Here is a 26,523-nt window from a genome sequence, read left to right as displayed (position 1 = left end):
CCGCGCCCCCTCGCCTCACCGGGCCCCACGGGGCGCCGGGCGGGCCACGATAGCGGGGTGCGGGGCGCCCTGTCATCGCCCGGCGCGACGGCGCAGGTCAGGGGTTCGGGCGCGACGCGGCGCCCGGGATCATCCCGCCGTCAGCCCTTCGACCGAGCTGAAGCAGACCAGCGGGACGGGCTCGGCGACGTCGCGGAGCGCGGCCGCGAGCGCCGCCTCGGGGTCGTCGGTCTCGCGGAGGTGCGCGTGGAGGCGGGGCATGACGCGGGCGGCGAGCTCGTCGGAGAGCTTGGCGACCGAGGCGATGACGGCACGGGCGCCCAGGCGCAGCAGGACCGACGTCAGGCCCAGGAGCTCTCCGCCCAGCACCTGGGAGGAGCCCCCGACCTCGCACGACGACAGGACCACGACCGAACCGGGCAGCGGGGTGCCGTCGAGCTCGTGGGCGAACAGGGGGCCGTCGGCGAGCTCGATCCTCGCGAACAGCGGGTTGTCGGCGTCGTGCCTGCCGTGGGTCGCGAGGTGGACGACGTCGTGGGTGGCGAGGGCCGTGCGCACCTCCTCGGTGACGGCGTCCTTGCCGGTCAGCACTGTCGCGCCGGGCCATTGCCGGCCGACGGCGTGCGCCTCGTCGGTGCCGTGCCGGACGCCCGGTCCGGCCGCGGCGAGCAGCCGGCGCTGCCCCGTGGGCCGCGCGTGGGTGCGACCGCGGGCCACGTACGAGTTCACGGAGGTGCGCAGGCCGCCGCGGGACGGGAGAGCCGCCCAGGGGACGCTGAGCAGCGGTTCGCGCGCGACGACGTAGAGGTCGCCGTCGGCGTGCAGCGGGGCGAGCAGGACGGCGTCGAGCGCCTTGAGGTTGCGCGCCAGCGAGGCCGACGCCGCGGCGCGCAGGGGCGCCGGGATGAGGTCGTTGGCGGCCATCGTGAAGTCGGCGTTCAGGCGCCGGACGTGCTCGATCACGTCGTCGGCCGAGCCGATGTCCACGGTGGTGACGCCGTCGGCGTCGACCCGGACGCAGCGCAGCACGCCGTCCATGGCCACGAAGTTGGCCACGACGACGTCCCGGCGGCTCTGGGCGAGGACGCCGCGCAGCTCGCGGACCGTGACGGGGCGCTGCACCGCGCCCGCGTTGCCGGCGTGCCGCCAGGAGCGTTCGCGCACCTCGTCCTGGATGCGGCTCGCACGGCGGGTGAGCCGTTCACGCTCCTTGGCGTCGGCCGCGCCGAGTTCCCGGGCCCGGACCAGGAGCCCGCGCGCCTCGGTCAGCAGCGCCGCCGCCTCCGGGTCGTCGGGCGGGGTGACCCGGCCCGTGCCCGCGAACGTGGCGCGACCGCGTTCCAGCGCGTCGAACAGCGCGGCGGGGCGGCCGGTGCGGACGGCCGCCTCGACGTCGACCCGCGTCAGGTCGACGCCGTGCGCGGCGGCGGCCGTGACGGACTCGACGGAGCCGAGCCTGCTGCGGTGGTCGGCGAGCAGACCCAGGCCCGCGCGCACGGCGCGCAGGCCCTTGGCTCGGTCGTCGGTCGCGAAGGCGAGCTCCGCCTGGACCGTGTAGTGCTGCACTCGCATGGTCAGCGGTGCGCCGGCCATGCCCCGGGGCAGCGCGGCGAGGGTGTCTCGTGCCTCGTCGAGATCGCCCGCCAGGACCGACCAGCGCGCGGCGACCAGCCGGGCCGCATGTCCCGGGTGGTAGCCGAGCGTGGGGCCGGCGGCGTCGCCCACCGCGGAGACGCTCCTGCCCTCTCGCGCACGACGGCGGGCGACCGCCCGGGACGGGGTCTCCGTGGACAGGAGCGTCTCCGAGAGCAGGGAGTCGAGCTCGAGGACCTGGGCGAGCGCGGCCATGGACCGCTGCCCGCCGCGCTCGAATCTCCGCCGCGCCTGGGCCGCCTGGGTGCGCGCGTCGTCGAAGCGCCGCAGACCCATCAGTGCGCGGGCCCGGAACCACTCGGCCTCGGCGTGCTCCAGCCGAAGCGCCGCGCGGGAGAGGCGTTCCGCGGCAATGGCGAGAAGTTGTTCGGCGTCCTCCAGAAGGCCGCTCTCGAAGAGCACCTCGGCCCGGCCGAGCTCCGGGATGCCGTCATCCTGGTCGGGGGCGGCGTCGACGGCCCGCTCCATCGACTCCAGGGCGCCGGGCAGGTTGCCCAGGGTGTACCGGGCGTACCCGATGTTGTGCAGCGCGAACGCGATGTACTGGGCGTGACCCAGGGCAGCGGCGTGCTCGTGGGCCGCCCGGTAGTCGCTCAGAGCCTCGGCGAAGTCGCCGAGCTCGCTGTAGACGGCCCCGCGGTTCAGCAAGGTCGTGGCGAGGTCCCGGTGCGCCGCGAGGCCCGGACCACGAAGCGCCTGCGTGAAGTTCGAGAGCGCCTGCCTGGGCTGGCCGGCTCGCGAGTGCAGGACCCCTCGCTGGACGAGCACGAGGCTCGCCATCGAGGGGTCCGGCACCCTCCGCTCGACCGCCGCCGCCCGGTCGCAGAGCGCGAGCGCGTCCCCGAGGGACCCGGCCAAGGCGTGGACCGGGTTCGACAGCCCCAGGAAGCTTCGCACCATGAGCTCGGCCCACTGCGCCCTGCCCAGGGGGTCGAGCTGGGCGGGGTCATGCTCCTGCAGGTCCGCCAGTAGCACGCGGAAGTCCGACTCCGCGGCCGACCACTTCGCTCGCGCGTGCAGGTCACGAGCGACCTCCAGCCGCTCGAACAGTCCCGCCCACGGTTCGCGGCGATCGGTCGCCTCCACGCTCATCCCATCGTCGTCAGTGCGGGATCGGCAGTCCCGTCGCCTGGTGTGCAGCCTCCCACGCCGCGGCAACCCGATTCGCGGGACTCTCCGTGACACGGCCGTCCAGCAGGTGCTGGGCCAGCTCGCCCGCCAGGATGGGCGACGAGAACGAGGTACCGCTCCACGTCGCGAACCCGCCGGTGAAGTCGTCCGGGTCGACCGACTCACGGCCGCCCGCGGACACCTCCTGCGGCTCCAGCGCCCCGTCGGCGGTCACCGGCATGGTGCTGTGCACCTTGGTCCCCGGCCGCACGCTGGTGACCCACGGTCCGTCGTTGGCGAAGTCGGCGAGCGTACCGTTCGGGTTCGCGGCCGTGACGACCAGCAACGGCGTGTAGTCGGCGCGCAGGTCTGAAGGCTCCAGCGGCTCCGCCCGTCCGCTGACCCGTTGCACGTGCGGCGCCCAGGCGGCGGGGAACACCGGCTGCTCGCCGCCGTCGTTGCCCGCCGACGCGACGACGAGCACCCCGGCGCGGCGCAGGTCGCGCAGGGACCCGCGCAGCACTCCCTCGTAGTCGTCGTCGAGGAGCTCCGGCTGGAAGCCGAGCGCCAGCACCACGATGTCGACGGGGGTGTGCCCCGGGACGCCCGCCACACCACGCAGGTGGTACTCGAGGAGCCGCTCCAGCGAACGGACGAGGTCCCACTCGCGAACCTCGCCGTCGGTGTACATGACGCGGACGGGCAGGATCGCGGCATCGGGGCACACCTGGTGCACCAGGCCCGCGATGAACGTGCCGTGCCCCAGGTAGGGGGCCAGCTCGGCGGCCGGCTCGTGGCCCGTCGCCGGCTCCTCCTCGGTGAAGGTGCCGATCGGGCCGCCGTCGACCTGGGCGTCCCTGATCACGACGTGCGAGCCGTCGAACCAGGGGTGCGCGCCGATCCCCGTGTCGACCAGGGCGACGACCGGCCGCTGCACGCCGTCGGCGGACAGCCACGGCACGGGACCCGCCCCGAGAGAGCGCCGGGGCTGCGGTCCGACGTGCAGGGACGGCTCCCGGTCCCCCGGGATGCCGACACCCGGCTTGTTGCGGTGACCCTGCAGCACGTGGTCCAGACCGATCCGCTTGCGGTCGTCCGCGCCCGCGCTGGACGCGACGTCGTCCAGCAGGTCCCACACGTCCGCGTTCTCGGTGCCGCCCGCGGCCACGTGCAGCGCGACCCCCGTGCGCGGTACGTCCGACCGCATGGGCGCCGGCGTGAGCTCCTCCATCTCCAGCGACAGACCGCGGTCGGCGGCGCGCTCCCGGAGCAGCTCCAGCAGGCCGTCGTCCTCCCCCGGCGTGCCCCGCACGATCAGGCGGTCTGCTACGTATCGGGTCGGCGCCAGCCGCACGTCACGGCGGCAGCGGGCCTCGGCCGGATCGAGCTCTCGGACGGGCCGCCAGCCTCCGGCGTGGTCCCGGACGCGGAGCTCCTCGGGCATGGGTTCAGTCACAGCAATACCTCTCCATCGACGACGATTGCTCGACAGATCCCGCCGCGCCCCTCGGCCAGATCACACACAGTGGTAGTTCGGTGGTGCGGTGGTTCAGCGGTTCACAGCTCGATGATGGGCGTGCTGACGGCACCGCCGCCGCCGTCGGTCCTGCGGACCACCAGGCTCGCCCGGCCGCGCTCGACGGCGTCGAAGGCGAACCGGCCGTCCTCGTCCGACGCGGTGGTGAGCATGTCGACGCCGGGCCGGTGCAGCTCCACGTCCAGGCCGGCCGCCGGGGCAGCCCAGCCGTCGATGCGGACCCGTCCGCCGCTGGACGGGGACAGCGTGATCATCACGGTCAGCGAGTCGTGCGTGAAGGTGATGGTCTTCGCCTCGGCGGGCGCGGTGTCGTCGGCCCGGGCCGCCGCGGCGGCCCCCCGGACGCCCGCGAACGGCGCGTCGAGATAGACGGCCTCCATCAGCTCGGCCTCGAGCCCCGCCAGCGTGATCGCGAACAACGACCGCTCGACGAGTCCTTCCGGCACCGGGTCCACCGCCCCGACGGCGCGGGCGAGGCGGGTCAGCACGGCCCCGTCCTCGGCGTCCAGCGCGCCCTTCGGGTCGAACGAGAGGTGCCCCACGACCTCGTCGTTCTTCTTGGGTTCCGGCGTCAGGTCCACGAGAAGTCCCCTTGCTCATCGAGGAGGGTGCGCAGCTTCGCCAGGCAGCGGCCGCGGGTCGAACCGATGGAGCCCATCGGCATACCGATCGCCGCCGAGATGTACCGGTAGTCCGGCCGGTCGGCGAGCGAGACAAGACGCAGCAGCTCCTGGCAGCGTCCGGGAAGTTTCTGGAGCGACGTCCACAGGATGCGGTCGCGCTCGTCGCGCAGGACCTCGGCATCGGGCGGCGGATCGTTCGCAGGGAGAGCCATCGGATGCTCGGGGCTGTCGTCCGGCAGCTCGGTGCGGCGCTTCTCGTCGTCACGGTGCTTGCGCACGGCCTCCCAGGCGGCGCGCTTCGCGGTCACCAGGAGCCACTTCAGCACGGCCTTCGGCTCGGCGATCGACTCGGCGTGGCGCACCAGCGCGACCCAGGTGCTCTGCACGACGTCGTCCGCGGCGTCGCGGTCGACCCCCTGTGCGCGGACCGTGTGCCACAGCAGCGGCGTCGCCTCGCGAACCAGGTCGCCGAGCGCCTGGTGGTTGCCCGCGCGGTACTCGGTCAGTGCGATCGCTGCACGATCGCCGAGAGTGAGACCGGAGCCGTCGACGTCGGGCAGGGCCTCCCTTGATCCTGTCATTGCACCACGGGATTCTCTGCTGGCGGATGTTTCCACGTCGCGAACCGGACGTGGAGCACTTGGACCAACCGAGTCTACGGCCGAGCTCGCGGATCGGGGGAGGTCGAAAATGGTGCCCACCAGGCACTCCCCTCTCCTCGCATCACGTCGGCTTCCTGCCGCCCATCAGACAAGAGGTGCCCGGACCGGGTTCGATACATCTTTCTGATGAAAATTCAAAAAGACCCGCACCCCGTGAGGGGTGCGGGTCTTCTTGCGCTCAGAAGGGCTCGGCTCAGGCCGGGAGCTCCTCCAGCAGCTTGGTGGTCTTGCTCTGGTCCAGCGGGATGCCGGGGCCCATCGTGGTGGTCATGGTCGCCTTGCTGATGTAGCGACCCTTCGACGACGACGGCTTGAGGCGCAGGACCTCGTCGAGCGCTGCGGCGTAGTTCTCCAGCAGCTGGGCCTCCGTGAAGGAGGACTTGCCGATGATGAAGTGCAGGTTCGCGTGCTTGTCGACACGGAACTCGATCTTGCCGCCCTTGATGTCGGACACGGCCTTGGTGACGTCCATGGTCACGGTGCCGGTCTTCGGGTTCGGCATGAGGCCACGGGGACCGAGCACCTTACCGAGACGACCGACCTTGCCCATCAGGTCCGGCGTGGCCACGGCCGCGTCGAAGTCGGTGTAGCCGGCGGCCACCTTCTCGATGAGCTCGTCGCCACCGACCTCGTCGGCACCGGCCGCACGGGCCTCCTCCGCCTTGGCGGCGTTGGCGAACACGATGACCTTGGCGGTCTTACCGGTGCCGTTCGGCAGGTTGACCGTGCCACGGACCATCTGGTCGGCCTTGCGGGGGTCCACGCTCAGGCGGAACGCGACCTCGACGGTCGCGTCGTACTTGACCGTGGCGGTCTCCTTGGCCAGACGGATCGCGTCCAGCGGGGCGTACAGCGTGTCGCTGTCGATCTTCTCGGCGGCGGCGAGGTACGCCTTGCTGCGCTTTGCCATGTTTCCACTCCTTGTGTGGTCGTAGCGGGCCCGGTCGGCCCTGCCACTGTGGTGTTTCGGTCCGGGGCGGGTGCCCCGGGTGGGATCACTCGGAAACGGTGATGCCCATGGAGCGGGCGGTGCCCGCGATGATCAGCGACGCGGCGTCGAGGTCGTTCGCGTTGAGGTCGGGCAGCTTGGTCGTGGCGATCTCGCGGACCTGGTCCTTGGTGATCGACGCGACCTTGACCGTGTGCGGCGTCGCGGAGCCCTTGGCCACACCGGCGGCCTTCTTGATGAGCTCGGCGGCCGGCGGGGTCTTGGTGATGAAGGTGAACGAGCGGTCCTCGTACACGGTGATCTCGACCGGGATGACGTTGCCGCGCTGCGACTCGGTCGCGGCGTTGTACGCCTTGCAGAACTCCATGATGTTCACGCCGTGCTGACCCAGGGCAGGGCCGATCGGCGGAGCCGGCGTCGCGGCGCCGGCCTGGATCTGCAGCTTGATGAGGCCGGAGACCTTCTTCTTCGGGGGCATGCGTTCACTACCTTCTGTCGACTGGGCCTACGCCGTGGGCGATGACCCGGTTGCAAGTGCTGGGGACGGACGAATCAGATCTTGGCGACCTGGTTGAACCCCAGCTCGACCGGGGTCTCCCGGCCGAAGATGGAGACGAGGACCTTGAGCTTCTGGGCCTCGACGTTGATCTCGGAGATCGAGGCGGGCAGCGTGTCGAACGGACCGTCGGTCACGGTCACCGACTCGCCCACCTCGAAGTCGACGTGGACCGGAGCCTTGCCACCGGAGGTGATCGTGCCGCCACCGGCGGTCTGCTGGCCCACCTGGGCGGGCTGCGGCAGCATCGACGGGGCGAGCATCGAGTAGATCTCGTCGAAGCTCAGCGGCACCGGCTGGTGCGTGTGCCCGACGAAGCCCGTGACACCGGGCGTGTGGCGCACGGCGCCCCACGACTCGTCGGTCAGGTCCATGCGCACGAGGACGTAGCCCGGGATGCGGACCCGGCTCACGATCTTCTTCTGCGCGTTCTTGATCTCGGCGACCTCTTCCATCGGAACCTCGACCTGGAAGATGTAGTCCTCCATGTTCAGGCTCTGGATGCGGTTCTCGAGGTTGGTCTTCACGCGCTTCTCGTAACCGGCGTACGAGTGGATGACGTACCAGTCGCCGAACTGGCCGCGGAGGGTTCGCTTGAACTCCTCGACCTCGTCCACGATGACGTCGCCGTCGGCGTCAGCGGGGCGCTCGTCGGTGGCGTCGTCCTCGACCTCGTCGTCGACGGTCTCGGCCGGGGTCTCGGCGTCCGCAGGCACGTCAGCGTTCTCGGCGTCCAGGGGCGCGTCGACAGCCGTCTCGTCGCCGTCGGCCGGCGAGACGTTCTCCGTCTGGTCCAGAGAGTCCTGGGACACGAACGAACCTGCTTTCTCTTCGTGCGCCGGGGCTGCGCCCGGCACGGGTGTGCGTACTTCTACGAGCTGTGTCCGGCCATTGTCGCGCGAAAGTACCGCGAAGGGACAATCAGCGACGGGCGAGAACCATCACAGCGAAGTACTGCGCAGCGTGCCCCATGAGCTCGTCCGGCGCACCCGGACCGGCGCGGACCCGCTTGACCGGGCCCCTCGACGGCTGTGTCAGCCGCCGTCTCCGCGAGGGAGGATCAGCCGAAGACCCAGCCCGCGAGCATGCCGAAGGCGTAGTCCAGGATCACCACGAAGATCATGACGACGACCAGGAAGACGAGCACGACGGTCGTGTACGTGAAGAGCTCGGAGCGCGTCGGCGAGACGACCTTCTTGAGCTCGGCCACCACCTGGCGCACGAAGAGCGCGATTCGGGCGAAGATGTTGCCGCCGCCCTTGCTCGGACGCTCCGCAGCGCTCTGGATCACCTCGGTGTCGCTCACTGCTACCCCACTCCTGTGGCCCGGCGCGCCGGGCGGCGCGGACTGCCGTTCCAGGTCCACTCACGTGGGCCCGCTGCGCGCGGCCCCGCTGGGGTTCACGCTGGCAGGGTAGACAGGACTCGAACCTGCAACCTGCGGTTTTGGAGACCGCTGCGCTACCAATTGCGCCACTACCCTTTGTGTCCGATGCCTGGTCGTGCAATGTCGCGGGCCCTGGAGAGGCACGCCACATCAGGTGAGCATCGATCACCGAGGCACAACTGTACGGTACCGGGCGCCGTAGGTCGAACTCGTTCCGGACCACCCGTCGCACGGCGTGCGACGGCCCTGTCCACCGGACGACGGACACCAGGTGCAGTCGAACGGGCGTCCCGCCGCGGGGCCCCCACGGAGCATGCTCGATACATGCAGACATCCGGCTCAGCGGCCGTGCGGGTACGCGGCCTCCGCAAGCGGTACGGCAACCCCCGTACCGGGTTCAAGGACGCCGTCGCAGGCCTGGACCTCGACGTCGCCCACGGCGAGATCGTGGCGGTGCTCGGCCCCAACGGCGCCGGCAAGACCACCACCGTCGAGATCCTCGAGGGGTTTCGCACCCGGGACGACGGCGACGTCGCCGTCCTCGGCGAGGACCCCGGCGAGGCCGGCCGCGCGTGGCGCGCCCGGATCGGCGTGGTCATGCAGGACTCCCGGGACCTGAGCGAGCTCACGGTCATCGAGAAGGTGCGCTCGACCGCCGCCGCCTACCCCCGCTCGCGCGACCCGGAGGAGGTCATCGCCGCCGTCGGGCTCGGGGAGAAAAGCAAGGCCCGGACGCGCGGGCTGTCCGGCGGCCAGCGGCGCCGGCTCGACGTGGCGCTCGGGATCGTCGGCCGGCCCGAGCTGCTCTTCCTCGACGAGCCCACCACCGGGTTCGACCCGGAGGCGCGCCGGTCCTTCTGGGACCTGGTGACCGGGCTGCGCGACGACGGGACCACGATCCTCCTGACGACCCACTACCTGGACGAGGCCGCGCAGCTCGCGGACCGCGTCCTCGTCGTGCGGGACGGCGTGGTGGTGGCCGAGGGCACCCCCGAGTCCCTGGGCGGGCCCGCCGCCCGCACCCCGGTCGTCGCGTGGGACGACGGCGGGGTACGCCGCACCGAGCGGACCGACCGGCCCACCGCCGCCGTCGCACGGCTGATCGCCGCGGCCGGGCCGGACGCCGAGGTGCCGGGCCTGTCCGTGACCCGCCCGACGCTCGAGGACGTGTACCTGTCCCTGATCGGCGAGACCCCGGCCCACGACACGGCCACCGCCACGACCCACGACAAGGAGGCGGCGTGATGAGCACGACTGCCGCGACGACCACGACGAGCCGTACGGCGACGAGCGTCGCTCGGAAGCTGCCCGGCACGATCAGGCTCGGCCTGGTGCGCGGCGGCGTCGAGCTGCTGCAGTTCGTCCGCGAGCGCGACTCGATGGTCTTCGGCTTCGCCTACCCGATCATCATGCTGGCGATCTTCTCGACCGTCTTCGGGGACGACGACCCGGCGGTCTCGGAGGGCGTCAGCGTCAGCTTCGCGCAGTACTTCCTGCCGGGGATGGTGGCGACCGGCGTCATGCTCTCGACCTACCAGACGCTCGCCATGTCGATCGCCGTGGAGCGGGACGACGGGACGCTCAAGCGGCTGCGGGCCACTCCCCTGCCCGCGACGTCGTACTTCCTGGGCAAGATCTTCCTGTCGCTGGTCACGGTGCTCGCGCAGACCGCCCTGCTGCTCGCGGTGGCCGCGCTCGCGTTCGACGTCCCCCTGCCCGACGACGCGGGCCGCTGGATCACGTTCGCCTGGGTGTTCGTGCTCGGGACGGCGGCCGGCGCGGTGTGCGGCGTCGCCTACTCGTCGGTGCCGCGTTCGGGGCGGTCCGCGAGCGCCGTCGTGGTCACGCCGCTCCTGGTGCTGCAGTTCACGTCCGGGGTGTTCTTCCCGGTGACCCAGCTGCCGGGCTGGATGCTCGACCTGTCCTCGATCTTCCCGCTGAAGTGGATCGCGCAGGGCATGCGGTCCGTGTTCCTGCCGGAGGCGTTCGCGACGGCGGAGCCGGCCGGGTCCTGGCAGCACGGTGCGACGGCTGCTGTACTGGCGGCATGGCTGGTGGTTGCGCTTGTGGTCGGCACCCGGACGTTCCGGTGGCGGCGGCACGATGACGGCTGACGGGACGGTTGACGGGACGACGGACGGGACGACGGGCGGGACGACAGGCGCGACTGTTGCCGGGACGGCGGGCGGCCCGCCCGCCGACGACGCGCGTGCCGTCGTCCTGAACGACGTGTGGGAGCAGCAGGTGCGGTGGTGGGACGCGGCGTTCGGCGTGATCGTCGCGCTGACCGCCGCCGCCCTGGTGGTGGAGGGCACGCGCGGCGTGCCGCTCCTGGTCGCGCTCGGTGCGCTGGCGGCGATCGTGGTGGCGTACGTGCTGTGGGGTGCGCGGGCGGCGCGGACCAGGGAGCGGCGGCTCGCCGTCGCCTACCTGGTGGTCCTGGTGCTCGGCACGGGTGTGGCGGTGTCGCAGGCCGGCATCGCGACGTTCCTGATGTTCATCGCGTTCGCCCAGGTGTGGATGCTGCTGGAGTCGATCCGGCAGGGGGTGGTCGGCTGCGTCGCGCTCACCGTGTCCGTCACCATCGGCATCGTGGCCGCGTACGGCTTCGACGCGGGCGTCGTGCTGAGCGTGGTGCCGCAGATGCTCGTGACGCTCCTGTTCGCGGTCGCGCTCGGGCTCTGGTTCCACCTGGCGATGCGGCGCGCCGAGGAGCACGCCCGCCTGCTCGACGAGCTGCGGGCCGCCCAGGCGGAGCTGGCGCGGACCAACCACGAGGCAGGCGTCGTGGCCGAGCGGGAGCGGCTCGCGCGGGAGATCCACGACACCCTCGCCCAGGGCTTCACGAGCGTGGTCATGCAGGCGCAGGCCGCGACGGCCGCCCTCGACCTCGGGCACGACGCCGCCGTGCGCGAGCGGCTGCGCCTCGTCGAGGACACGGCCCGCGACAACCTGGCCGAGGCCCGGGCGCTGGTCGCGGCCTTCGCCCCTGTGGCGCTGCAGGATGCCTCGCTGCCGCAGGCGCTGCGACGCCTCACGGAGCGGTTCGCCCTGGAGACGGAGCAGGTGGTGAGCTTCGAGGCCGACGGCGTCGGGCCGCTCCCGCCGGCCACGGAGGTCGTGCTGCTGCGGGCGGCCCAGGAGGCGCTGACGAACGTCCGGCGGCACGCGCGGGCGATGACCGTCGTCGTGCGCCTGGCTCAGGCCGACGGGGCGGTGACGCTCACCGTCGCCGACGACGGGCAGGGCTTCGGCCCGGACGTCGACGACGGGTTCGGGCTGGCGGGCATGCGCGACCGGGTGCGGTCGGTCGGTGGCACGCTGTCGGTGGAGTCCGGGGTCGGGACCGGCACGAGGTTGCGGGCCCGGGTGCCGGTCGAGGACGAGACACAGGGGGTGGCGGGATGATCCGGGTGCTGGTGGTGGACGACCATCCGGTGGTGCGGTCGGGGCTGGCGGGCATGCTCGCGGTCGAGGACGACCTCGAGGTCGTGGGCGAGGCCGCCGACGGGCAGGAGGCGGTGGCGCTGGCCGCGGAGCTCGGGCCCGACGTCGTGCTCATGGACCTGCGGATGCCCGTGCTCGACGGCGTCGCGGCGACCGCCGGGATCGTCGGCACGGGTCCGCGGGTGGTGGTCCTGACGACCTACGACACCGACGCCGACATCCTGCGGGCCGTCGAGGCCGGGGCCACGGGCTACCTGCTCAAGGACACGCCCCGCGCCGTGCTCGTCGCGGGCGTGCGGGCCGCGGCCCGGGGCGAGACCGTGCTGGCGCCGAGCGTGGCGACGCGCCTGGTCAGCTCGGTCCGCACGGCCGCGGAGCGGCCCTCCGCGCGGGAGGCCGAGGTCCTGGCGCTCGTGGCGCGAGGCCGGTCGAACGCGGAGGTCGGGCGCGAGCTGTCCATCACCGAGGCGACGGTCAAGACGCACCTGCTGCGGGCGTTCGCCAAGCTCGGCGTCGCGGACCGGACGGCGGCGGTCACGGTGGCGCGGGAGCGCGGCTGGATCACCTGACTTTTCGGGGACGCCGCCCGGTGCCGGCCGGTAGGTTGCCCGCATGAACAACTCCGACGAACTCGACATCACGGCACGCGTCGAGGCGGCGGTCGCCTCGGCGATCTACGACATGGTGCTGCCGATCGACACCATGGGCGTGACCTTCCACGACGGCGCGCTGGACGACGTCACCGAGGCCTACCGGTCGGCGCCGGAGGCCACCCTGGCGGCCGCGGACGAGCGGTTCGCGGCCCACATGGCGACGGTCGCGGAGGCGGCGTCGGACGAGGAGGCCGAGGGGCCGATGCTCCGGGCCCGCGCGGCGATGGCCCTGAAGGAGCGCCTCAAGGAACTGTGACCGCTCTGCTGTGAGCAGACGGCGGCGCCACGGCCTCGTGCCGTGGCGCCGCCGTCACGTCGTCAGCGGCTACCCGCGGGAAGCAAGGTGCCGCCCTCCGCCTGACCCGTCGGGTTGCCCGACGGCTCGACGGGAGGCGTCGGCTCGCCCGTCGGCTCGTCGGTCGGCTCGTCCGTCGGCTCGTCGGTGGGCTCGTCCGTCGGCTCGTCCGACGGCGTGGGCTTCGGCGTCGGGGTGGGGGTCGGCGTCGGCGTGGGCGTCGGAGTCGGCGTGGGGGTGGGCGTCGGCGACGGCGTCGGCGACGGCGTGAACTCCGGCGGCGGCGCCACCGTGTCGGTCTCGCTCGGCGTCGGCGACTGCGACGGCTTGCGCGTCGGCTCCTTCGTGGACGGGCTCTCGCTCGGCGTGACGCCCTGCGGCCCGTTGTCACCCATCAGGTTGGCGATCACCAGGCCCGCACCGCCGAACACGAGCAGCGCGAACACCACGATCGTGACCACGCGGCCGCGGCCGGTCGTCATCTTCTGCCAGAAGCTGCGCTTCTCCTCCGGCGGCTCGACCGGCGGCGGCACCTGGGGCGGCACGGAGGCCGCGGCCGTCTCCGCGCCGAGCGCGCCGGCGCCGACCGCCGCGGCGGCACCTGCGGCACCCACCGCGCCGACCATCGTGGTGCGGTCGCCGGGGTCGGACGCCTGGCCGAGGACCATCGTGCCGGAGCCGGCAGCACCGGTGACCGGGTCGATCACCTCGGTGCCGCCCGCGCCCACGCCGAGCTGCATGGTCTCGCCGCTGGTCCCGGGGCGCCCCGCGGGGCCGCCGAGCAGGACGGTGACGGTCTCGCGCATCGACTCGGCCGTCGGGAACCGGCGGTTCGGGTCCTTGGCCATGGCCCGGGACACGAGGCGGTCCACGGACGCCGGCACGGACGCGCGCCGGGCGGAGGCCGCGGGCACCGGGGCGTTCACGTGCGCCCGGAGCACGTCCTCGGCCTGCGCCCGCTCGAACGGGGCGTGCCCGGTCAGCGTGTAGTAGGCGAGTGCGCCGACGGCGTAGATGTCGCTGCGCGCGTCGAGCGGCTTGCCCCGGGCCTGCTCCGGCGACATGCCGATGACCGAGCCGGCCACAGTGGCGCCGTCGCCCTCGCCGCCGGCAGGCCGCGTGAGCCCGAGGTCCAGCAGGCCGACGGCGAACGTGCCGTCCGGGCGCCGGTCGACCATGACGTTGCGCGGCGCGATGTCGCGGTGCACCAGACCGGCCGCGTGCACGGCCGCGAGCCCCTCCAGCAGGCCGTCGATGATCGCGAGCGCGTCCCGCCAGGGCAGCCCGCTGTCACCTGCGTAGTCGGACAGGGAGACGCCCGGCACGCGGTTCATGACCGTCCAGGGCACGCTCGCGCCCGCGACGTCCTCCTCGCCGGAGTCGAGCACCTTCACGACGCCCGGGTGCGTCACGAGCTCCGACGCGTCCACCTCGCGCTGGAGCGAGGCCCGCGCGTTCTGGTCGTCCACCAGGTGCGGGTGCAGCACCTTGACCACGAGGGGCCCGTCGAAGGGGTCGGCCTCGGGCTCCGCGGGCTCGGCGATCTCCGCCGTCGCGTCGGGGTCGATGTCGGCCGCGGCCTCGGACGCGTCGTCAGCAGCAGCCTCGGCGTCGCCGTCCGCGACCGCCTCGCCGTCGCCGTCGCCCGGCTCGGCGCCGTCAGCCTTGGCGTCGCCGTCGCTCTCCGCGCCGTCAGTCTCCGCGTCGCCGGCCTTCGCGCCCTCGGCCTGAGCGTCAGACTTCGCCTCGTCGCCGTCCGCGTCCGACTCCGCGCCCTCGCCGGGCTCGGCGCCGTCGGCCGCGGCGTCCGCCGTCGTACCGCCCTCGCCCTCGGCATCGCCCTCAGCCGCGGCCTCGACGCCCGAAGCGTCCTCGTCGCCCGGCTCGGGCTCCGGGACCGCGATCCGCTGCGCGTCGTAGACCGTGAACGTTGCCCCAGTGCCGAGCACGTCGACGAGCTCGTACCTGCCGCCGAGGACGACGTGCACCGGGAGGTCGGATGCATCAGCTGCGCCAGCTGCGTCGGCCTCGCCCGTGGTGTTGTTCTCGTTCACTGGTTCACCGGTGTCCATGGTTGCGCATCGAGCAAATCAGTCATTTCGGCTATCTGGGGCATGTTCTTCTCAGGATACGTAGCGGAGCGCGCGCACACCAAAGATGAACGGCGGGATGTGTGAGTAGTGCGGAGTATCACGATCGCGGCTGCCACCGGACCACTGCTTTGCCACACTACGCAGATGCGCGACCTCGCACTTCTCCCCAAGGCGCACCTCCACCTGCACTTCACCGGATCCATGCGGGTGCCGACGCTCGTCGACATGGCAGCCGCGTACGGCGTCCGGCTCCCGGAGGCGCTCATCGACAACGACCCGCTGCGGCTACCGCCCACCGAGCGCGGGTGGTTCCGCTTCCAACGCCTGTACGACGCCGCCCGGGCCTGCGTGCGGTCCGAGGCGGACATGCGCCGCCTGGTCCACGAGGCGGCGGCCGACGACGCCGCCGAGGGTTCCGGCCGCCTGGAGATCCAGGTGGACCCCACCTCGTACGCGCCGTTCGTCGGCGGCATCACGCCGGCCGTCGAGATCGTCATCGACGCCGCCCGGGCCGCGAGCGCGGAGCACGGGATCGAGGTGGGCGTGATCATCGCTGCGTCCCGCATGAAGCACCCGCTCGACGCGCGCACGCTCGCCCGGCTCGCCGCCCGGTACGCGGGCGACGGCGTCGGGGAGGTCGTGGGCTTCGGGCTGTCGAACGACGAGCGCCGCGGGGACACGTCCCAGTTCGGGCCCGCGTTCGACATCGCGCGCCGGGCCGGGCTCGCCGCGGTGCCGCACGGCGGCGAGCTGCTGGGCCCCGACCACATCAGCGAGGTCATGCGCGAGCTGGTGCCGGACCGGATCGGGCACGGTGTCCGGGCGGCCGAGGACGAGCGCCTGCTGCGGGAGATCGTCGACCGCGGCGTGGCGCTGGAGGTGAACCCGGGCTCGAACATCGGTCTGGGCGTGTACGGCGAGGCGAGCGAGGTGCCGCTGCGCACCCTCGTGGACGCGGGCGCCGAGATCGCGCTCGGCGCCGACGACCCGCTGCTGTTCGGGACGCGGCTCGTGGACCAGTACGAGATCGCGCGGACGGCGCACGGGTTCACGGACGCCGAGCTCTCGCGGCTGGCGGCGTCGTCGATCCGGGCGAGCCGGGCGTCGTCGTCCACGAAGGCCCGCCTGCTGGCCGACGTCGACGCGTGGCTGGCCGCTCCCGACCCCGCCGACGCGTTCGGTGCGCTCTCCGCTGGCGGTACTGTCACGATTGGGTGACGATCGCCCGACCCAACCATCCTGGTCTGCCGCGCGTCGGTTACAGATACAGGACACTCACGGGGGGACGGCGTCGTCCCGTGTGTGCGGTATCGCGCCACCCCAGCGGGCGCGGTCGAGGAGGAGTCACGATGCGGGTTCTGCACGGTAGGTCGATCCACGGGGGCACGTCGGTCGTGGGCAGAAGAGTGGTGGGCACCCTGGGCGCGGTAGCACTGGCGGCGACCCTGCTGTCCGGGTGCGGCGAGGACCAGGAACCGCCCGCGGACGCGGACCGGACGACGAGCTCACCGAGCCCGTCCGCGACGCCGGAGGGCTCGCCGAGCCCGGAGCCGAGCGCGAGCGCGCCGTCCGAGGAGCCGGGGCTGAGCGCCTCGCCGTCCGAGAGCGCGAGCGAGGGTTCGGGCGACGACTCCGCCGACGGGTCGGACGGCGCGGGCGACGGCTCGGGCGCGGACGACGGCAAGGGTGACGGTAAGGGCGACGGCGACAAGGGCGAGTCGCAGGACGGCAAGGACGGCAAGGACGACCAGGGCAAGGGCTCGAAGGACGACGAGCCGGAGGAGCCCGACAACATCGAGTACGGCGAGGTCAGCAACCGCGTGGGCAAGCTGCAGCAGCGGCTGCAGGACCTCGGCTACTTCGTGAGCTCCGTCGACAAGTCCTACGGCGGCGAGACGCAGCAGGCCGTGTTCGCGCTGCAGAAGGCCGGGGGCCTGTACCGGGACGGCGTCGTCGGCGACGCCACGCAGGCCGCGGCGGACAAGGGCGTGGTGCCCAAGCCGCAGACGTCGTCGGGCAAGGTGCTGGAGATCGACATCGACCGGCAGCTCGTGCTCGCCGTCGAGAACGGCAAGGTCGTCAAGGTCATCAACGCGTCGTCCGGCAACGGGGAGACGTACGAGGCCAAGGGCAACACGTACACGGCGTACACGCCGCGCGGGTCGTTCGCGGTGTACCGCGAGGAGAACCGGATGTACGCGTCGGGCCTGGAGCTCGGCGACATGTGGCGCCCCAAGTTCTTCACGGGCGGCATCGCGGTGCACGGCTCGGCGTCGGTGCCGGCGTTCCCGGCGTCGCACGGCTGCGTGCGGGTGTCGAACGGCGCGATGGACTGGATCTGGGACACCTGGGGCGCGCCGTCGGGCACGCCGGTGGTCGTCTACTAGAACGTGTCAGACGCTCAGGTCCCCGGAGGGACCTGAGCGTCTGACACGTCGGGGATTGCTAGAGGGAGACGCCCACCAGGACGGTCTCCGGGACCAGGGTCACGCCGAACCGGTCGCGGACGCCGTCGCGCACCGCGCGGGCCAGCGCGATGACGTCCTCGGTGCGGGCGCCGCCGCGGTTGGTCATCGCCAGCGTGTGCTTGGTCGAGAGCCGGGCCGGGCTGTGCTCCCCCGCCAGGCCGAAGCCCTTGGCGAAGCCGGCGTGCTCGATCAGCCAGGCGGCGCTGGTCTTGACCAGGGCCGGGTCGATGGCGCCGAGGCTCGGGCCGGTGGTCGTCTCCGGCGTCGCGGAGCGCACCGGGTAGCGCGGGGCGTCCTCAGGCAGGTGCTCCAGGTGCTCCACGGGGATCACGGGGTTGGTGAAGAACGAGCCCGAGTTCCAGCGGTCGTGGTCCGGCTCGCCGGCGAAGCCCGGGCGGTCGAGCAGCATGCCCTTGCCGCCGCGCAGGCCCAGCACGGTCTCGCGGACGTCCTTCATCGGGGCGCGCTGCCCGACGTCGACGCCGAGGCGGCGGGCCAGCTCCCCGTAGCCGACCGGCGCGGACAGCGTGCCGAGCCGGAACTGGAACTGGACGCTGAGCACCACGTAGCGCGGCGACGGGTACCAGGGGGCCCGCGGGTCGCCCTCGCCCCGGATGCCCTCGCGCCCCTCGCTGTGCATGGACTTCTTGAGCAGCGACGTGCGGTACCCGAAGCCCAGCTCGCCGACGGCGAAGGTGCGCACCCTGCGGTCGCCGCGGTCCCAGGTGCGGACCAGCGAGACCACGCCCGAGAGCTCCTGGCCGTACGCGCCGATGTTCTGCACGGGGGCCGCGCCGACCGTCCCCGGGATGCCCGACAGGGACTCGACGCCCACCCAGCCCTCGTCGACGGCGCGCTCGACGAGCGCGTCCCAGTTCTGTCCGGCGGGGGCGCTCACGACGGCGCCGCCGCAGGTGTCGTCCGACTCGACGCTGATCCCGGTCCGGACGTCGCGCACGACGACGCCGTCGAAACCCTCGTCGGCCACCAGCAGGTTCGAGCCACCGCCCACGACGAGCAGCGGCACGCCGGCGTCGTCGGCGGCGGTCACCGCCTCGATCATCGTGGCCTCTTCCTCGGCCTCCACGTACGAGGCAGCCGGTCCACCCACTCGCAGAGTGGTGAGGTCGGCGAGGCTGGGGACCACCGCTTGTGCCTGGACGGTGTCTGCCGGGTATGGGCTCACCGTGCAAGCCTATCTACCCGCCGCGTGGGATTTGTGCACATCTTCGACATGGCGTGGGTGATGTCTGCCATTTCTGGAACCTTTTGGTGTCGGCGGACGTGTTCAGTGCCCGTTTTCCGCAGTCTGGCCTGCGCGAACCCGGCGCCGCAGTCCTCGCTACCTCTTCACACCTGCCGCCGTCGGCAGCGGCCGGACGGAGCGCGCGACGACGAGGCCGAGCACCATGGGGACCAGGAGCACGAGCACCGCCAGGCGGTAGCCCGTCGCGTGCGCGACGAACCCGATCAGCGGCGGCCCCACGAAGAACGCGGTGTACCCGATGGTCGAGACGGCGGCCACCCGCATCGCGGCCCGGCGCGGCTCGTCGGACGCAGCGCTCATGCCCATCGGGAAGCCCATCGCGGCGCCGAGACCCCACAGGCCCACGCCGACGAGCGCCAGCCACAGGACCGGGACCAGGGAGAACGTCAGCACTCCCACGAAGGCGAGCGTCGCCGAGAGCACGAGCACCGGCACCCGTCCGTAGCGGTCGATGGCGCGCGTCCCGGCGAGGCGGGCCGTCGTCATCGCGGTGAGGAAGACGGCGAGGCCGACGGCGCCCATGCCGTCGGAGGTGCCGAACCCGTCCACGACCGCGAGGCTCACCCAGTCGTTGGCGACACCCTCCGTGAGGGCCGCGCTGAGCACCACGAGGCCGATCGCCAGGGTGCGCGGCTCGCGCCAGGCGGCCAGCAGCCCGGCCAGGCCCGACGGCGGCGGCGTGACCTCGGCGGGGTCGGCGCCGTCCGCGCTGCCCGCCCCGGGTGCGCCGTCCGGCAGGGCCGCCACGACGGCGCGCGGCGTGAAGAACCGCGTGGCGATCACCACGGACACGAGCGCGACGAGCCCCGCGGCCACGATGTGCCAGACGACCGGGACGCCCGCGGTGGCCACCACGGCGCCGATGCCCGCGCCGATCACGGTGCCGAACGAGAACCCGGCGTGGAAGATCGGCATGACGGCGCGCCCGAGCCGCTGCTCCACGGCCGCGCCCTCCAGGTTCATCGCGGCGTCCCACACCCCGGCGCCGACGCCGAACAGGATCAGGCCGCTGCGCACCGCGAGGTGCTGGTCCGTGGCGACGCCGTACCCGGCGACGGCGAGGCCGGCCACCAGCAGGCCCGCGAACGTCAGGACGGTCCGCGCGGTGCCGAACCGCTCCGCGACCAGGCCCGACAGGGGGATCGCCGCGACCGAGCCGATGGAGCCCGTCAGCAGCAGGATGCCCATCTCCTGCTCGGAGAAACCGAGGCCGTCCCGGACCGCCGGGAGGCGCGACGCCCAGCTCGCGAACGCGAACCCGCTGGCCGCAAAGACGACGAAGACCGCGCGGGCGGCGGCGTGTGCAGTAGGCACGGAACTCCTTGGTGCGATTGAATCTCCCGACCGTAAGCCACAATCTGGGATCAGCCCAGCAGATTCCCGGGTCCTGCACCACCGGTGCCCGATGCGAGAAGAGGAACCGCGATGAACCGCCAGACCGTTGGCCGACCGACCCTCGCGAAGGTCGCCGAGCTGGCAGGTGTCTCCGTGTCCACCGCGTCGCTCGCCTTCTCCGGCGCCGGACCGATCACGCCCGAGACCCGGGAGAAGGTGCTCGCCGCCGCGCGCGAGCTCGAGTACTCCGGGCCCAACCCGCTGGGGCGGCAGCTCCGGTCGGGCCGCTCCGGCATCGTGGGCGTGGTGATCGGCGACCAGCTCGGCCGGTCGTTCCGCGACCCGGTCTCGACGCAGGTGCTGCACGGCCTGGTCTCCGCGATCGGCGAGCAGGGCCTCGGTGTGCTGCTCGTCCCCGGGATGCCGCAGGGCGCGACGGCGCAGTCCGTCGGCCTCGCCGCCGAGGCCGGGCTGCCGCCCGCCGTCGACCCGCTGGTCGAGGCCGCGGCGATGGACGTCGCCGTGCTGGTGTGGGGCATCCTGGAGGGCGACCCGAACCTCGCGGCGCTCCAGCGCCGGGGCGTGCCCGTGGTGATCGGCGAGGGGCACGAGGTGCCCGGCGTGCCCGTGGTCGGCGTCGACGACCGGCGAGGCGCCGCGGAGGCGGTGCGCCACCTCGTCGAGCTGGGCCACACGCGGATCGCCGAGATCGCGCTGCCGTTCGGGCGGGACGAGCGGTCCGGGCTCGTGGACGCCGAACGGCTCGCCGCCGCGGAGCGCACGCCCACCCGCAACCGCCTGGCCGGCGTGCGCGACGTCATCGAGCCGGTCATGTCGTGGGAGACGCCCGCCTCGCTCGTGGAGCACGGGCGCGACGCCGCGACCGAGATCCTCTCCGAGTGGGCGCCCGCGCGGGACCGGCCGACGGCGATCATCGCCCACTCCGACCTGCTCGCCGCCGGTGCCGTGATCGCCGCCCGCGAGCTCGGCCTGCGCGTGCCCGAGGACGTGTCGGTGGCCGGCTTCGACGGGCTCGACCTGCCCTGGCTCTCCCCCGACGTGCTCACCAGCGTGCACCAGCCGCTGGTCGAGAAGGGCCGTGCGCTCGGCCTCGCCGTCATCGCGCTGCTGGCCGGCGAGGAGCCCGAGTCGGTGAGCCTGCCCGTGAGCCTCGTCGAGGGCACGACGACGGGCCCGGTCCCGGACCTCAGCGCCCTGCCCTGACACTTTCGTACCCCCAGCTCGCTGAGTGCGGGATATTTGTGCCCGCACGGCGGCCGGACCAACAGATATCCCGCACTCAACGAGGAGCTGGCATGTCGATACGAAGAGGACTGCGGACCACGGTGTTCGCTCTGGCGGCGACGGGAGCACTTGTGGTGCAGGCAGGAGTCGCGGCGGGAGCCGCTCCGGCGGCGAGCACGCCCGGTCAGGGCGCGGCGTCGTCGGACAACCAGATCACGCTGACCACCTGGGACGGGGTGCGCGACTTCCGTGACGGGAAGACCTCGAACCTCCGGCCGGGCGCCAAGAGCGGGCTCGTGCTGCGCGGGGCCGGCGAGACCGTCGAGTACACGGACCCGTTCGGCGACGGCACGCCCGTCAGCTACGACACGGGCCGCTGGACCTCGCCCGTGATCGAGGCCGGGTACGCGATCGACGAGTCCATCAGCTCGTGGAACGCGGACACGCCCACGGGCACCTGGGTGGAGGTCGAGTTCCGGGGGCGCAAGGCCGACGGGACCTGGACCAAGTGGTTCGTGATGGCGCGCTGGGCGTCGGGCGACGAGTTCGCCCCCGCGAACGGCCGCGCGGGCGACATCCACCGCACCTCGGTGAACGGCCAGACCGACGCGGACGCGTACCTGTTCACCGACACGTTCGTCGCGAAGTCGGGGCACGAGCCGGACGCGTACCAGACCCGGGCCACGCTGTACCGGCCTGAGGGCGCACGGGTGTCGCCGCGGCTCGACGCCCTGAGCACGATGACCAACGAGTACCTGCCCGACGCGCACTACACGGGCACGAGCGACTTCACGCTCGGACGGGCGGTCGAGCTCGACGTGCCGCGGTTCAGCCAGAACATCCACCGCGGCGAGTACCCCGAGTTCGGGGGCGGCGGTCAGGTGTGGTGCTCGCCGACGTCGTCGTCCATGGTGCTCTACTTCTACGGGCGCGAGGTCCCGGACTCCGAGCTGGAGGGGATCGAGGCGCCGAACGGCGACCCGCAGGTCGACTACGCCGCGATGCGCACCTGGGACTACACGTACGAGGGCGCCGGCAACTGGCCGTTCAACGCGGCGTACGCGAGCACGTTCGGCCTGGAGTCCTTCGTCACGCGGCTCCGCTCGCTCGCCGAGGCCGAGAAGTTCGTCGCGGCCGGCATCCCGCTGATCATGTCGATCAGCTTCGAGGAGGAGGAGATGCCCGAGGCCGGGTACGGCACCAACGGGCACCTCGTCACCCTGGTCGGGTTCACGGCCGACGGCGACCCGATCATCAACGACCCGAACAAGGCGAGCAACGAGGCCGTGCGCTCGGTGTACACGCGGGAGAACTTCGAGCGTGTGTGGCAGACGTCGACCGACGGCATCACGTACGTCTACCACCCGAAGGACGTGAAGCTCCCCCGCAACCTCCCGGGAGCCACCCCGAACTGGTGACCAGCGTTCGCTGAGTGCGGGATCTTCGCCCTTTTCTGCTCGGCAGAAGGGCGAATATCCCGCACTCAGCGAGCGGTCTAGCGGCGGGGGACCGAGACGGGGTCGGAGGTGTACGACGCCGGGGTGTAGCCGTCCGCGGCTACCTTCACCTCGACCGTGAGGTCGGTGCCCCGGTCGCGGCCCGTGACCAGGTATCGCGGGCCGATCGCCCAGCGCACCGGCTCGCCGTCGCGCAGCCAGCGGTAGGACACGACGTCGACGTCGTCGGGCAGGTAGGTGCCGACCTCGGCGGTCAGCACGCGCCCCACCTTGGCCTTGCCCCTGGTCGACGGTCTGGTCACGTCGGCGACCACCGGGTCGTGCAGCTCGACGTCGGCCGCGTTGACGTACACGAGGCGGTGCGCCAGCCACACCTGGTAGTAGACGTCGTCGCCCCGCACGACCGTGCGGTCGCCCGGTCCCGAGCCGTCGAACGTGGTGGCTCGGTAGTAGTCGGCGGCCACGTGGTCGTCGGCCACGGCGTACGTCTGGCCGACGCCGACCGTGTACTCGATGGGCGTCACCTCCTGCACCGGCACGTCCGGGAACGCCTCGTAGGCGGCGGCCTCCGGGTAGGCCCGGCCGAAGACCGGCGCCGGGGCGTCGCCCGCGACGGTGACGGTCTGCGCCGTCGACGGCACGACCACCGGCCGGTCGGCCGGGTTGTGCAGCCAGACCAGCGAGCCGGCCCACCACACGCCGAGCCAGTCGCCCTCGACCCGGTCCACGACGAGCTTGTGCCCGGACTGCACGCGCGCGCTCACGTCGCTCGCGTACGTCGAGCCGTCGGCGCCGTCCGGCTTCCAGCCCGGGTCCTTGGCCAGCGCGGCGTCCTCCGCGGGCTCCTGGTACAGGTAGCGGAAGTTGGTGCCCGCGCCCTCGACGCAGTCGCCCGAGGTCGGCGACGCCTCCTCGCAGCCCGTCACCACGTTCGGGTTCTCGGCGTACCCGGTGCGCACCTCGACGACGTCGCCCGGCGCGACGTCCGTCGTCGCCTCCAGGTCGCCGCCGATCGGGGCGCCCAGCAGCTCGAAGTAGTGGTCCCAGTCCCAGTACGGGCCCGGGTCCCAGTGCACGTTCTTGGTGTAGCCCGGCAGGATGCCCGGCACCTGGTCGTGCCCCACGATATGGGCGCGGTCGAGCGGGATGTCGTGCTCCGCCGCGAGGTGCCGCACGAGCGCGGCCGACGACCGGTACATGGCCTCCGTGTACCAGCCGCCCGTGCCCGCCCAGCCCTCGTGCTCCAGGCCGATCGAGTGCATGTTCATGAACCAGTTGCCCGCGTGCCAGCCGACGTCGGCCGGGTCGAGGTGGTTGGCGACGTGCCCGTCCGAGGACCGCAGCGTGTAGTTCCACGCCAGGTAGGTCGGGTCCTGCACCAGGTTCACCGACGGCTGGTAGGCCGTCTCGGTGTCGTGGATCAGGATGTAGTCGATCGACGGGCCGCCCGCGCCGGTGCGGTCGGCCTGGTCGTGGTTGCCGTAGTCGCCCGTGTTCTCGGGGAGGTCCGGCGAGCCCTTCGCGTACGGGGCGGGGAGCCACTCGCAGCCCAGGTCGTCGGGGCAGTCCGCCTCGGGGTCGCTCGTTCCCGCCGTCTTCGGGACGACGACGTCCGGGTTGGCCGTGAGGATCACCGCGCCGTCCGCGGGGGTGGTGGTCCCCGCGCCGTCGCGCAGCGTCTTCCAGACGCCGGCCGCGAAGCCCTCGATGTCGCTCATGCGGGACACGGCGTCCTCCCAGGTGCTGAGGTCGTCAGGCGTGGTGGCGACGCTCTTGGCGCCGGCCGCTGCTGCAACGTCGGCCGGCTCGGTGGCCGCGCCGTCGCGCACCGACTGGGCTCGGTACGACGCCAGAAGGGCGGCGCCGCCGCAGACGTTGGCCCGCGCGTCGGTCCGCAGGGTCTCCTCGTCGAGGCCCGTCAGGGCCGCGGCCCGGGTGAGCTCGGCGGTGCCCTCGCGGGTGGGGCCCGACTTGTCGTTGATCGCGGACAGCGGCAGCCCGTCGCCGCGCGCGTGCGCGAGGCCCTCTCCACCGGCGAGGTTGAACACGCCGTAGCCGCCGTCGGCGCTGACCTGGCCGGCGTGCTGGTCCCAGCGGGACTCCAGGTACGACACGGCCTTGAGCAGGTCCTCGGGGACCGCCGTGACCTCGGCCGCCGCGGCGAACGCCTCGTCGAGGGAGCCGGCGGCCAGTACGGGAGCACAGGCGACGACGTCGTCGGCGGGCACGGTCACCGTGGGGGCGGCGGCCGCCGCCGAGAGCGGGATGAGCGGAAAGAGCACCCCGGCCGCCGTGGCCAGGGCTGTGATACGTCGTGATGACGTCACGCGGAGTTCCTCTCGTCGGGTCCGTACAACTCCGGACGAGAGAATCACACCCGATCAGGGTGCGCAGGAGAAGGCCTGGCGGGTTAAAAAATGGTTACCCGGGCAACCAGCTCCGGGTGCGCGCGGCCGGGACGGGGCAGCGACGTCGGCGTCAGAGCCGGACGAGCACCTGGGTGCGGCCCAGGACCTTGGCCCCGTCGACCGTGACGGCGAGGTCCACGCGGACCGTGCCGGCCTCGGCGTCGACCACGCCCACCGTGCCCACGACCTCGATCAGGGCGGTGCCCGGGTTGGGCACCTCGACGGGCTTGGTGAACCGCGTCTGGTAGTCGACGACGGCGCCCGGGTCGCCCGCCCAGTCCTCGACCAGGCCGACGACGGAGCCCATGGTGAGCATGCCGTGCGCGATGACGCCGGGCAGGCCCGCGGACTTCGCGAACTTGTCGTTCCAGTGGATCGGGTTCAGGTCGCCGCTGGCGCCCGCGTACCGGACCAGGGCCGCACGGTCGAAGGTGACGGTGCGGCTGCCGATCACGTCGCCGACGGAGAGCGTCGCGATGTCGGGGCGGCTCATGCGTCCTCACCTCGGATGGCCAGCGTGGAGACGACCGTGGCGACGTGCTCGCCCGGGGACTCCGCCTCGGGCGACGGCACCTCAACCTGCTGCGGCATCGCGTAGATCTCGCAGCGCGTGGTCACCATGCTGATCATCCCGCGGGAGACGACGCGGTCCACGTGCAGCACCGTCGTCAGCTCGTCGCCGGCGACGATCGGGCGGTGGTGCGTGAAGCGCTCGTCCGCGTGGACCACGCGGGAGAAGTCGATGTCGGCCTCGGGGTCGCTGATGTACTGCGACTCGGTGCGCTGCGCCACGACCACGGCGAACGTGGGCGGGGCGACCAGGTCCGGATAGCCCAAACCCCGCGCCGCCACGAGTTCGTGGTGCGCGGGGTGCTTGGCACCGACGGCAACGGCGAACTCGCGGATCTTCTCGCGACCTACGGAGTAGGGGGCGTCGGCCGGGTAGACCCGGCCCTCGAAATCAGCGTTCGCCACGTCGGTGTGAGCTCGCTACGAGACTCAGCGAGTCTCGCGGTGCGACGTGTGCTTGCCGCAGCGCGGGCAGAACTTCGCCAGCTCCAGGCGGTCCGGGTCGTTACGCCGGTTCTTCTTCGTGATGTAGTTCCGCTCCTTGCAGTCCACGCATGCCAGCGTGATCTTCGGGCGGACATCCGCGCTCTTGCTTGCCATGGCTCTCACCTCCGCGCCTCGAGAGGGAGGCGCCATGTGTCTTCTCGTCGTCCGGCACAGGACGCCGAACGGATGTACTTGCTTCGGTAGCGAGGGCGGGGCTCGAACCCGCGACCTCACGATTATGAGTCGTGCGCTCTGACCAGCTGAGCTACCCCGCCGCGCGTGACTGAACGCGAGGCCGTCCGCCGTTGCTCCCCTGCCGGCG

General features: G+C 72.6%; 24 protein-coding genes and 2 tRNA genes. 9 read left to right on the top strand and 17 right to left on the bottom strand.

Annotation, left to right across the window (positions count from 1 at the left end):
* Positions 1-129: 129 nt before the first annotated feature.
* The 9 genes from FHX71_RS26970 to FHX71_RS26930 form a co-directional block, all read right to left on the bottom strand.
* Entirely contained in the window at positions 130-2,739 is a 2,610-nt protein-coding gene (locus tag FHX71_RS26970) for a CHAT domain-containing protein (protein ID WP_312877236.1), read from the bottom strand.
* A 16-nt stretch (positions 2,740-2,755) separates the two neighbouring features.
* Positions 2,756-4,219 carry a S8 family peptidase gene (locus tag FHX71_RS26965; protein ID WP_182620551.1) on the bottom strand — a complete coding sequence of 488 codons (1,464 nt, stop codon included), beginning with the start codon at positions 4,217-4,219 and terminating at the stop codon, positions 2,756-2,758.
* Positions 4,220-4,320: 101 nt separating this feature from the next.
* On the bottom strand, positions 4,321-4,881 hold the full coding sequence (locus FHX71_RS26960; RefSeq protein ID WP_182620550.1) for a hypothetical protein: 561 nt from the start codon (positions 4,879-4,881) through the stop codon (positions 4,321-4,323).
* Positions 4,872-5,504 carry an RNA polymerase sigma factor gene (locus tag FHX71_RS26955; RefSeq protein WP_182620549.1) on the bottom strand — a complete coding sequence of 211 codons (633 nt, stop codon included), beginning with the start codon at positions 5,502-5,504 and terminating at the stop codon, positions 4,872-4,874. Before FHX71_RS26955 ends, FHX71_RS26960 begins: the two co-directional genes overlap by 10 nt.
* A 274-nt stretch (positions 5,505-5,778) precedes the next feature.
* The gene (gene rplA / locus FHX71_RS26950) at positions 5,779-6,495 is read right to left on the bottom strand and encodes a 50S ribosomal protein L1 (RefSeq protein WP_182620548.1); all 717 of its coding nucleotides are present in this window, start codon (positions 6,493-6,495) and stop codon (positions 5,779-5,781) included.
* An 85-nt stretch (positions 6,496-6,580) separates the two neighbouring features.
* Positions 6,581-7,012, bottom strand: coding sequence for a 50S ribosomal protein L11 (gene rplK, locus FHX71_RS26945; RefSeq protein WP_020016098.1), 432 nt, complete (start codon positions 7,010-7,012; stop codon positions 6,581-6,583).
* A gap of 74 nt (positions 7,013-7,086) precedes the next feature.
* Positions 7,087-7,902 carry a transcription termination/antitermination protein NusG gene (gene nusG / locus FHX71_RS26940; protein ID WP_182620547.1) on the bottom strand — a complete coding sequence of 272 codons (816 nt, stop codon included), beginning with the start codon at positions 7,900-7,902 and terminating at the stop codon, positions 7,087-7,089.
* Between the two features lie 248 nt (positions 7,903-8,150).
* A complete protein-coding gene (gene secE, locus FHX71_RS26935; RefSeq protein ID WP_182620546.1) occupies positions 8,151-8,396 on the bottom strand; it encodes a preprotein translocase subunit SecE in 246 nt (81 codons plus the stop codon).
* A 101-nt stretch (positions 8,397-8,497) separates the two neighbouring features.
* Positions 8,498-8,573 (bottom strand) — tRNA-Trp (locus tag FHX71_RS26930).
* A gap of 228 nt (positions 8,574-8,801) precedes the next feature.
* Here FHX71_RS26930 and FHX71_RS26925 point away from each other — a divergent pair.
* From FHX71_RS26925 to FHX71_RS26905, 5 genes are read left to right on the top strand one after another with little or no spacing between them, the layout of a single operon-like run.
* Positions 8,802-9,722 (top strand): ABC transporter ATP-binding protein, encoded by a 921-nt coding sequence (locus tag FHX71_RS26925; protein ID WP_182620545.1) that lies wholly within the window; start codon positions 8,802-8,804, stop codon positions 9,720-9,722.
* Positions 9,722-10,591 (top strand): ABC transporter permease, encoded by an 870-nt coding sequence (locus FHX71_RS26920; RefSeq protein WP_182620544.1) that lies wholly within the window; start codon positions 9,722-9,724, stop codon positions 10,589-10,591. Before FHX71_RS26925 ends, FHX71_RS26920 begins: the two co-directional genes overlap by 1 nt.
* Positions 10,581-11,885, top strand: coding sequence for a sensor histidine kinase (locus tag FHX71_RS29885; protein ID WP_182620543.1), 1,305 nt, complete (start codon positions 10,581-10,583; stop codon positions 11,883-11,885). Before FHX71_RS26920 ends, FHX71_RS29885 begins: the two co-directional genes overlap by 11 nt.
* Positions 11,882-12,493, top strand: a complete 612-nt coding sequence (locus FHX71_RS26910; protein ID WP_182620542.1) for a response regulator — start codon at positions 11,882-11,884, stop codon at positions 12,491-12,493. The genes FHX71_RS29885 and FHX71_RS26910 overlap by 4 nt, the downstream gene beginning before the upstream one ends.
* A gap of 43 nt (positions 12,494-12,536) precedes the next feature.
* A complete protein-coding gene (locus FHX71_RS26905; protein ID WP_182620541.1) occupies positions 12,537-12,833 on the top strand; it encodes a hypothetical protein in 297 nt (98 codons plus the stop codon).
* A gap of 62 nt (positions 12,834-12,895) precedes the next feature.
* Here the strand turns inward: FHX71_RS26905 and FHX71_RS26900 are convergent, their stop codons facing one another.
* Positions 12,896-14,926: a protein kinase domain-containing protein gene (locus tag FHX71_RS26900; protein ID WP_182620540.1), complete on the bottom strand. Its 2,031-nt coding sequence runs from the start codon at positions 14,924-14,926 to the stop codon at positions 12,896-12,898.
* Between the two features lie 183 nt (positions 14,927-15,109).
* Here FHX71_RS26900 and FHX71_RS26895 point away from each other — a divergent pair, with 183 nt between their 5' ends.
* Positions 15,110-16,183 carry an adenosine deaminase gene (locus tag FHX71_RS26895; RefSeq protein WP_182620539.1) on the top strand — a complete coding sequence of 358 codons (1,074 nt, stop codon included), beginning with the start codon at positions 15,110-15,112 and terminating at the stop codon, positions 16,181-16,183.
* A 131-nt stretch (positions 16,184-16,314) separates the two neighbouring features.
* A complete protein-coding gene (locus FHX71_RS26890; RefSeq protein ID WP_246403564.1) occupies positions 16,315-17,352 on the top strand; it encodes a L,D-transpeptidase family protein in 1,038 nt (345 codons plus the stop codon).
* 58 nt (positions 17,353-17,410) lie between these two features.
* Here the strand turns inward: FHX71_RS26890 and FHX71_RS26885 are convergent, their stop codons facing one another.
* The gene (locus FHX71_RS26885) at positions 17,411-18,619 is read right to left on the bottom strand and encodes a UDP-N-acetylmuramate dehydrogenase (RefSeq protein WP_182620538.1); all 1,209 of its coding nucleotides are present in this window, start codon (positions 18,617-18,619) and stop codon (positions 17,411-17,413) included.
* Between the two features lie 156 nt (positions 18,620-18,775).
* A complete protein-coding gene (locus FHX71_RS26880; protein ID WP_182620537.1) occupies positions 18,776-20,014 on the bottom strand; it encodes an MFS transporter in 1,239 nt (412 codons plus the stop codon).
* Between the two features lie 111 nt (positions 20,015-20,125).
* Between FHX71_RS26880 and FHX71_RS26875 the strand changes: the two genes are divergently transcribed.
* The gene (locus tag FHX71_RS26875; protein ID WP_182620536.1) at positions 20,126-21,259 is read left to right on the top strand and encodes a LacI family DNA-binding transcriptional regulator; all 1,134 of its coding nucleotides are present in this window, start codon (positions 20,126-20,128) and stop codon (positions 21,257-21,259) included.
* 92 nt (positions 21,260-21,351) lie between these two features.
* The gene (locus tag FHX71_RS26870) at positions 21,352-22,698 is read left to right on the top strand and encodes a C39 family peptidase (protein WP_220490492.1); all 1,347 of its coding nucleotides are present in this window, start codon (positions 21,352-21,354) and stop codon (positions 22,696-22,698) included.
* Between the two features lie 77 nt (positions 22,699-22,775).
* Here FHX71_RS26870 and FHX71_RS26865 read toward each other — a convergent pair whose 3' ends face one another.
* From FHX71_RS26865 to FHX71_RS26845, 5 genes are all read right to left on the bottom strand, one after another.
* Positions 22,776-25,064, bottom strand: a complete 2,289-nt coding sequence (locus tag FHX71_RS26865) for an N-acetylmuramoyl-L-alanine amidase (RefSeq protein ID WP_182620535.1) — start codon at positions 25,062-25,064, stop codon at positions 22,776-22,778.
* Between the two features lie 151 nt (positions 25,065-25,215).
* Positions 25,216-25,638 (bottom strand): MaoC family dehydratase, encoded by a 423-nt coding sequence (locus tag FHX71_RS26860; protein WP_182620534.1) that lies wholly within the window; start codon positions 25,636-25,638, stop codon positions 25,216-25,218.
* Positions 25,635-26,120 carry an FAS1-like dehydratase domain-containing protein gene (locus tag FHX71_RS26855; protein WP_182620533.1) on the bottom strand — a complete coding sequence of 162 codons (486 nt, stop codon included), beginning with the start codon at positions 26,118-26,120 and terminating at the stop codon, positions 25,635-25,637. The genes FHX71_RS26860 and FHX71_RS26855 overlap by 4 nt, the downstream gene beginning before the upstream one ends.
* A 24-nt stretch (positions 26,121-26,144) precedes the next feature.
* Positions 26,145-26,315, bottom strand: coding sequence for a 50S ribosomal protein L33 (gene rpmG, locus FHX71_RS26850; RefSeq protein WP_013837798.1), 171 nt, complete (start codon positions 26,313-26,315; stop codon positions 26,145-26,147).
* A gap of 87 nt (positions 26,316-26,402) precedes the next feature.
* Positions 26,403-26,476: transfer RNA gene (locus FHX71_RS26845), tRNA-Met, on the bottom strand.
* Positions 26,477-26,523 lie beyond the last annotated feature (47 nt).

Source organism: Promicromonospora sukumoe (assembly GCF_014137995.1).
Classification (GTDB): Bacteria; Actinomycetota; Actinomycetes; order Actinomycetales; family Cellulomonadaceae; genus Promicromonospora; species Promicromonospora sukumoe.
This window is presented reverse-complemented; position numbering and strand designations above follow the sequence as displayed.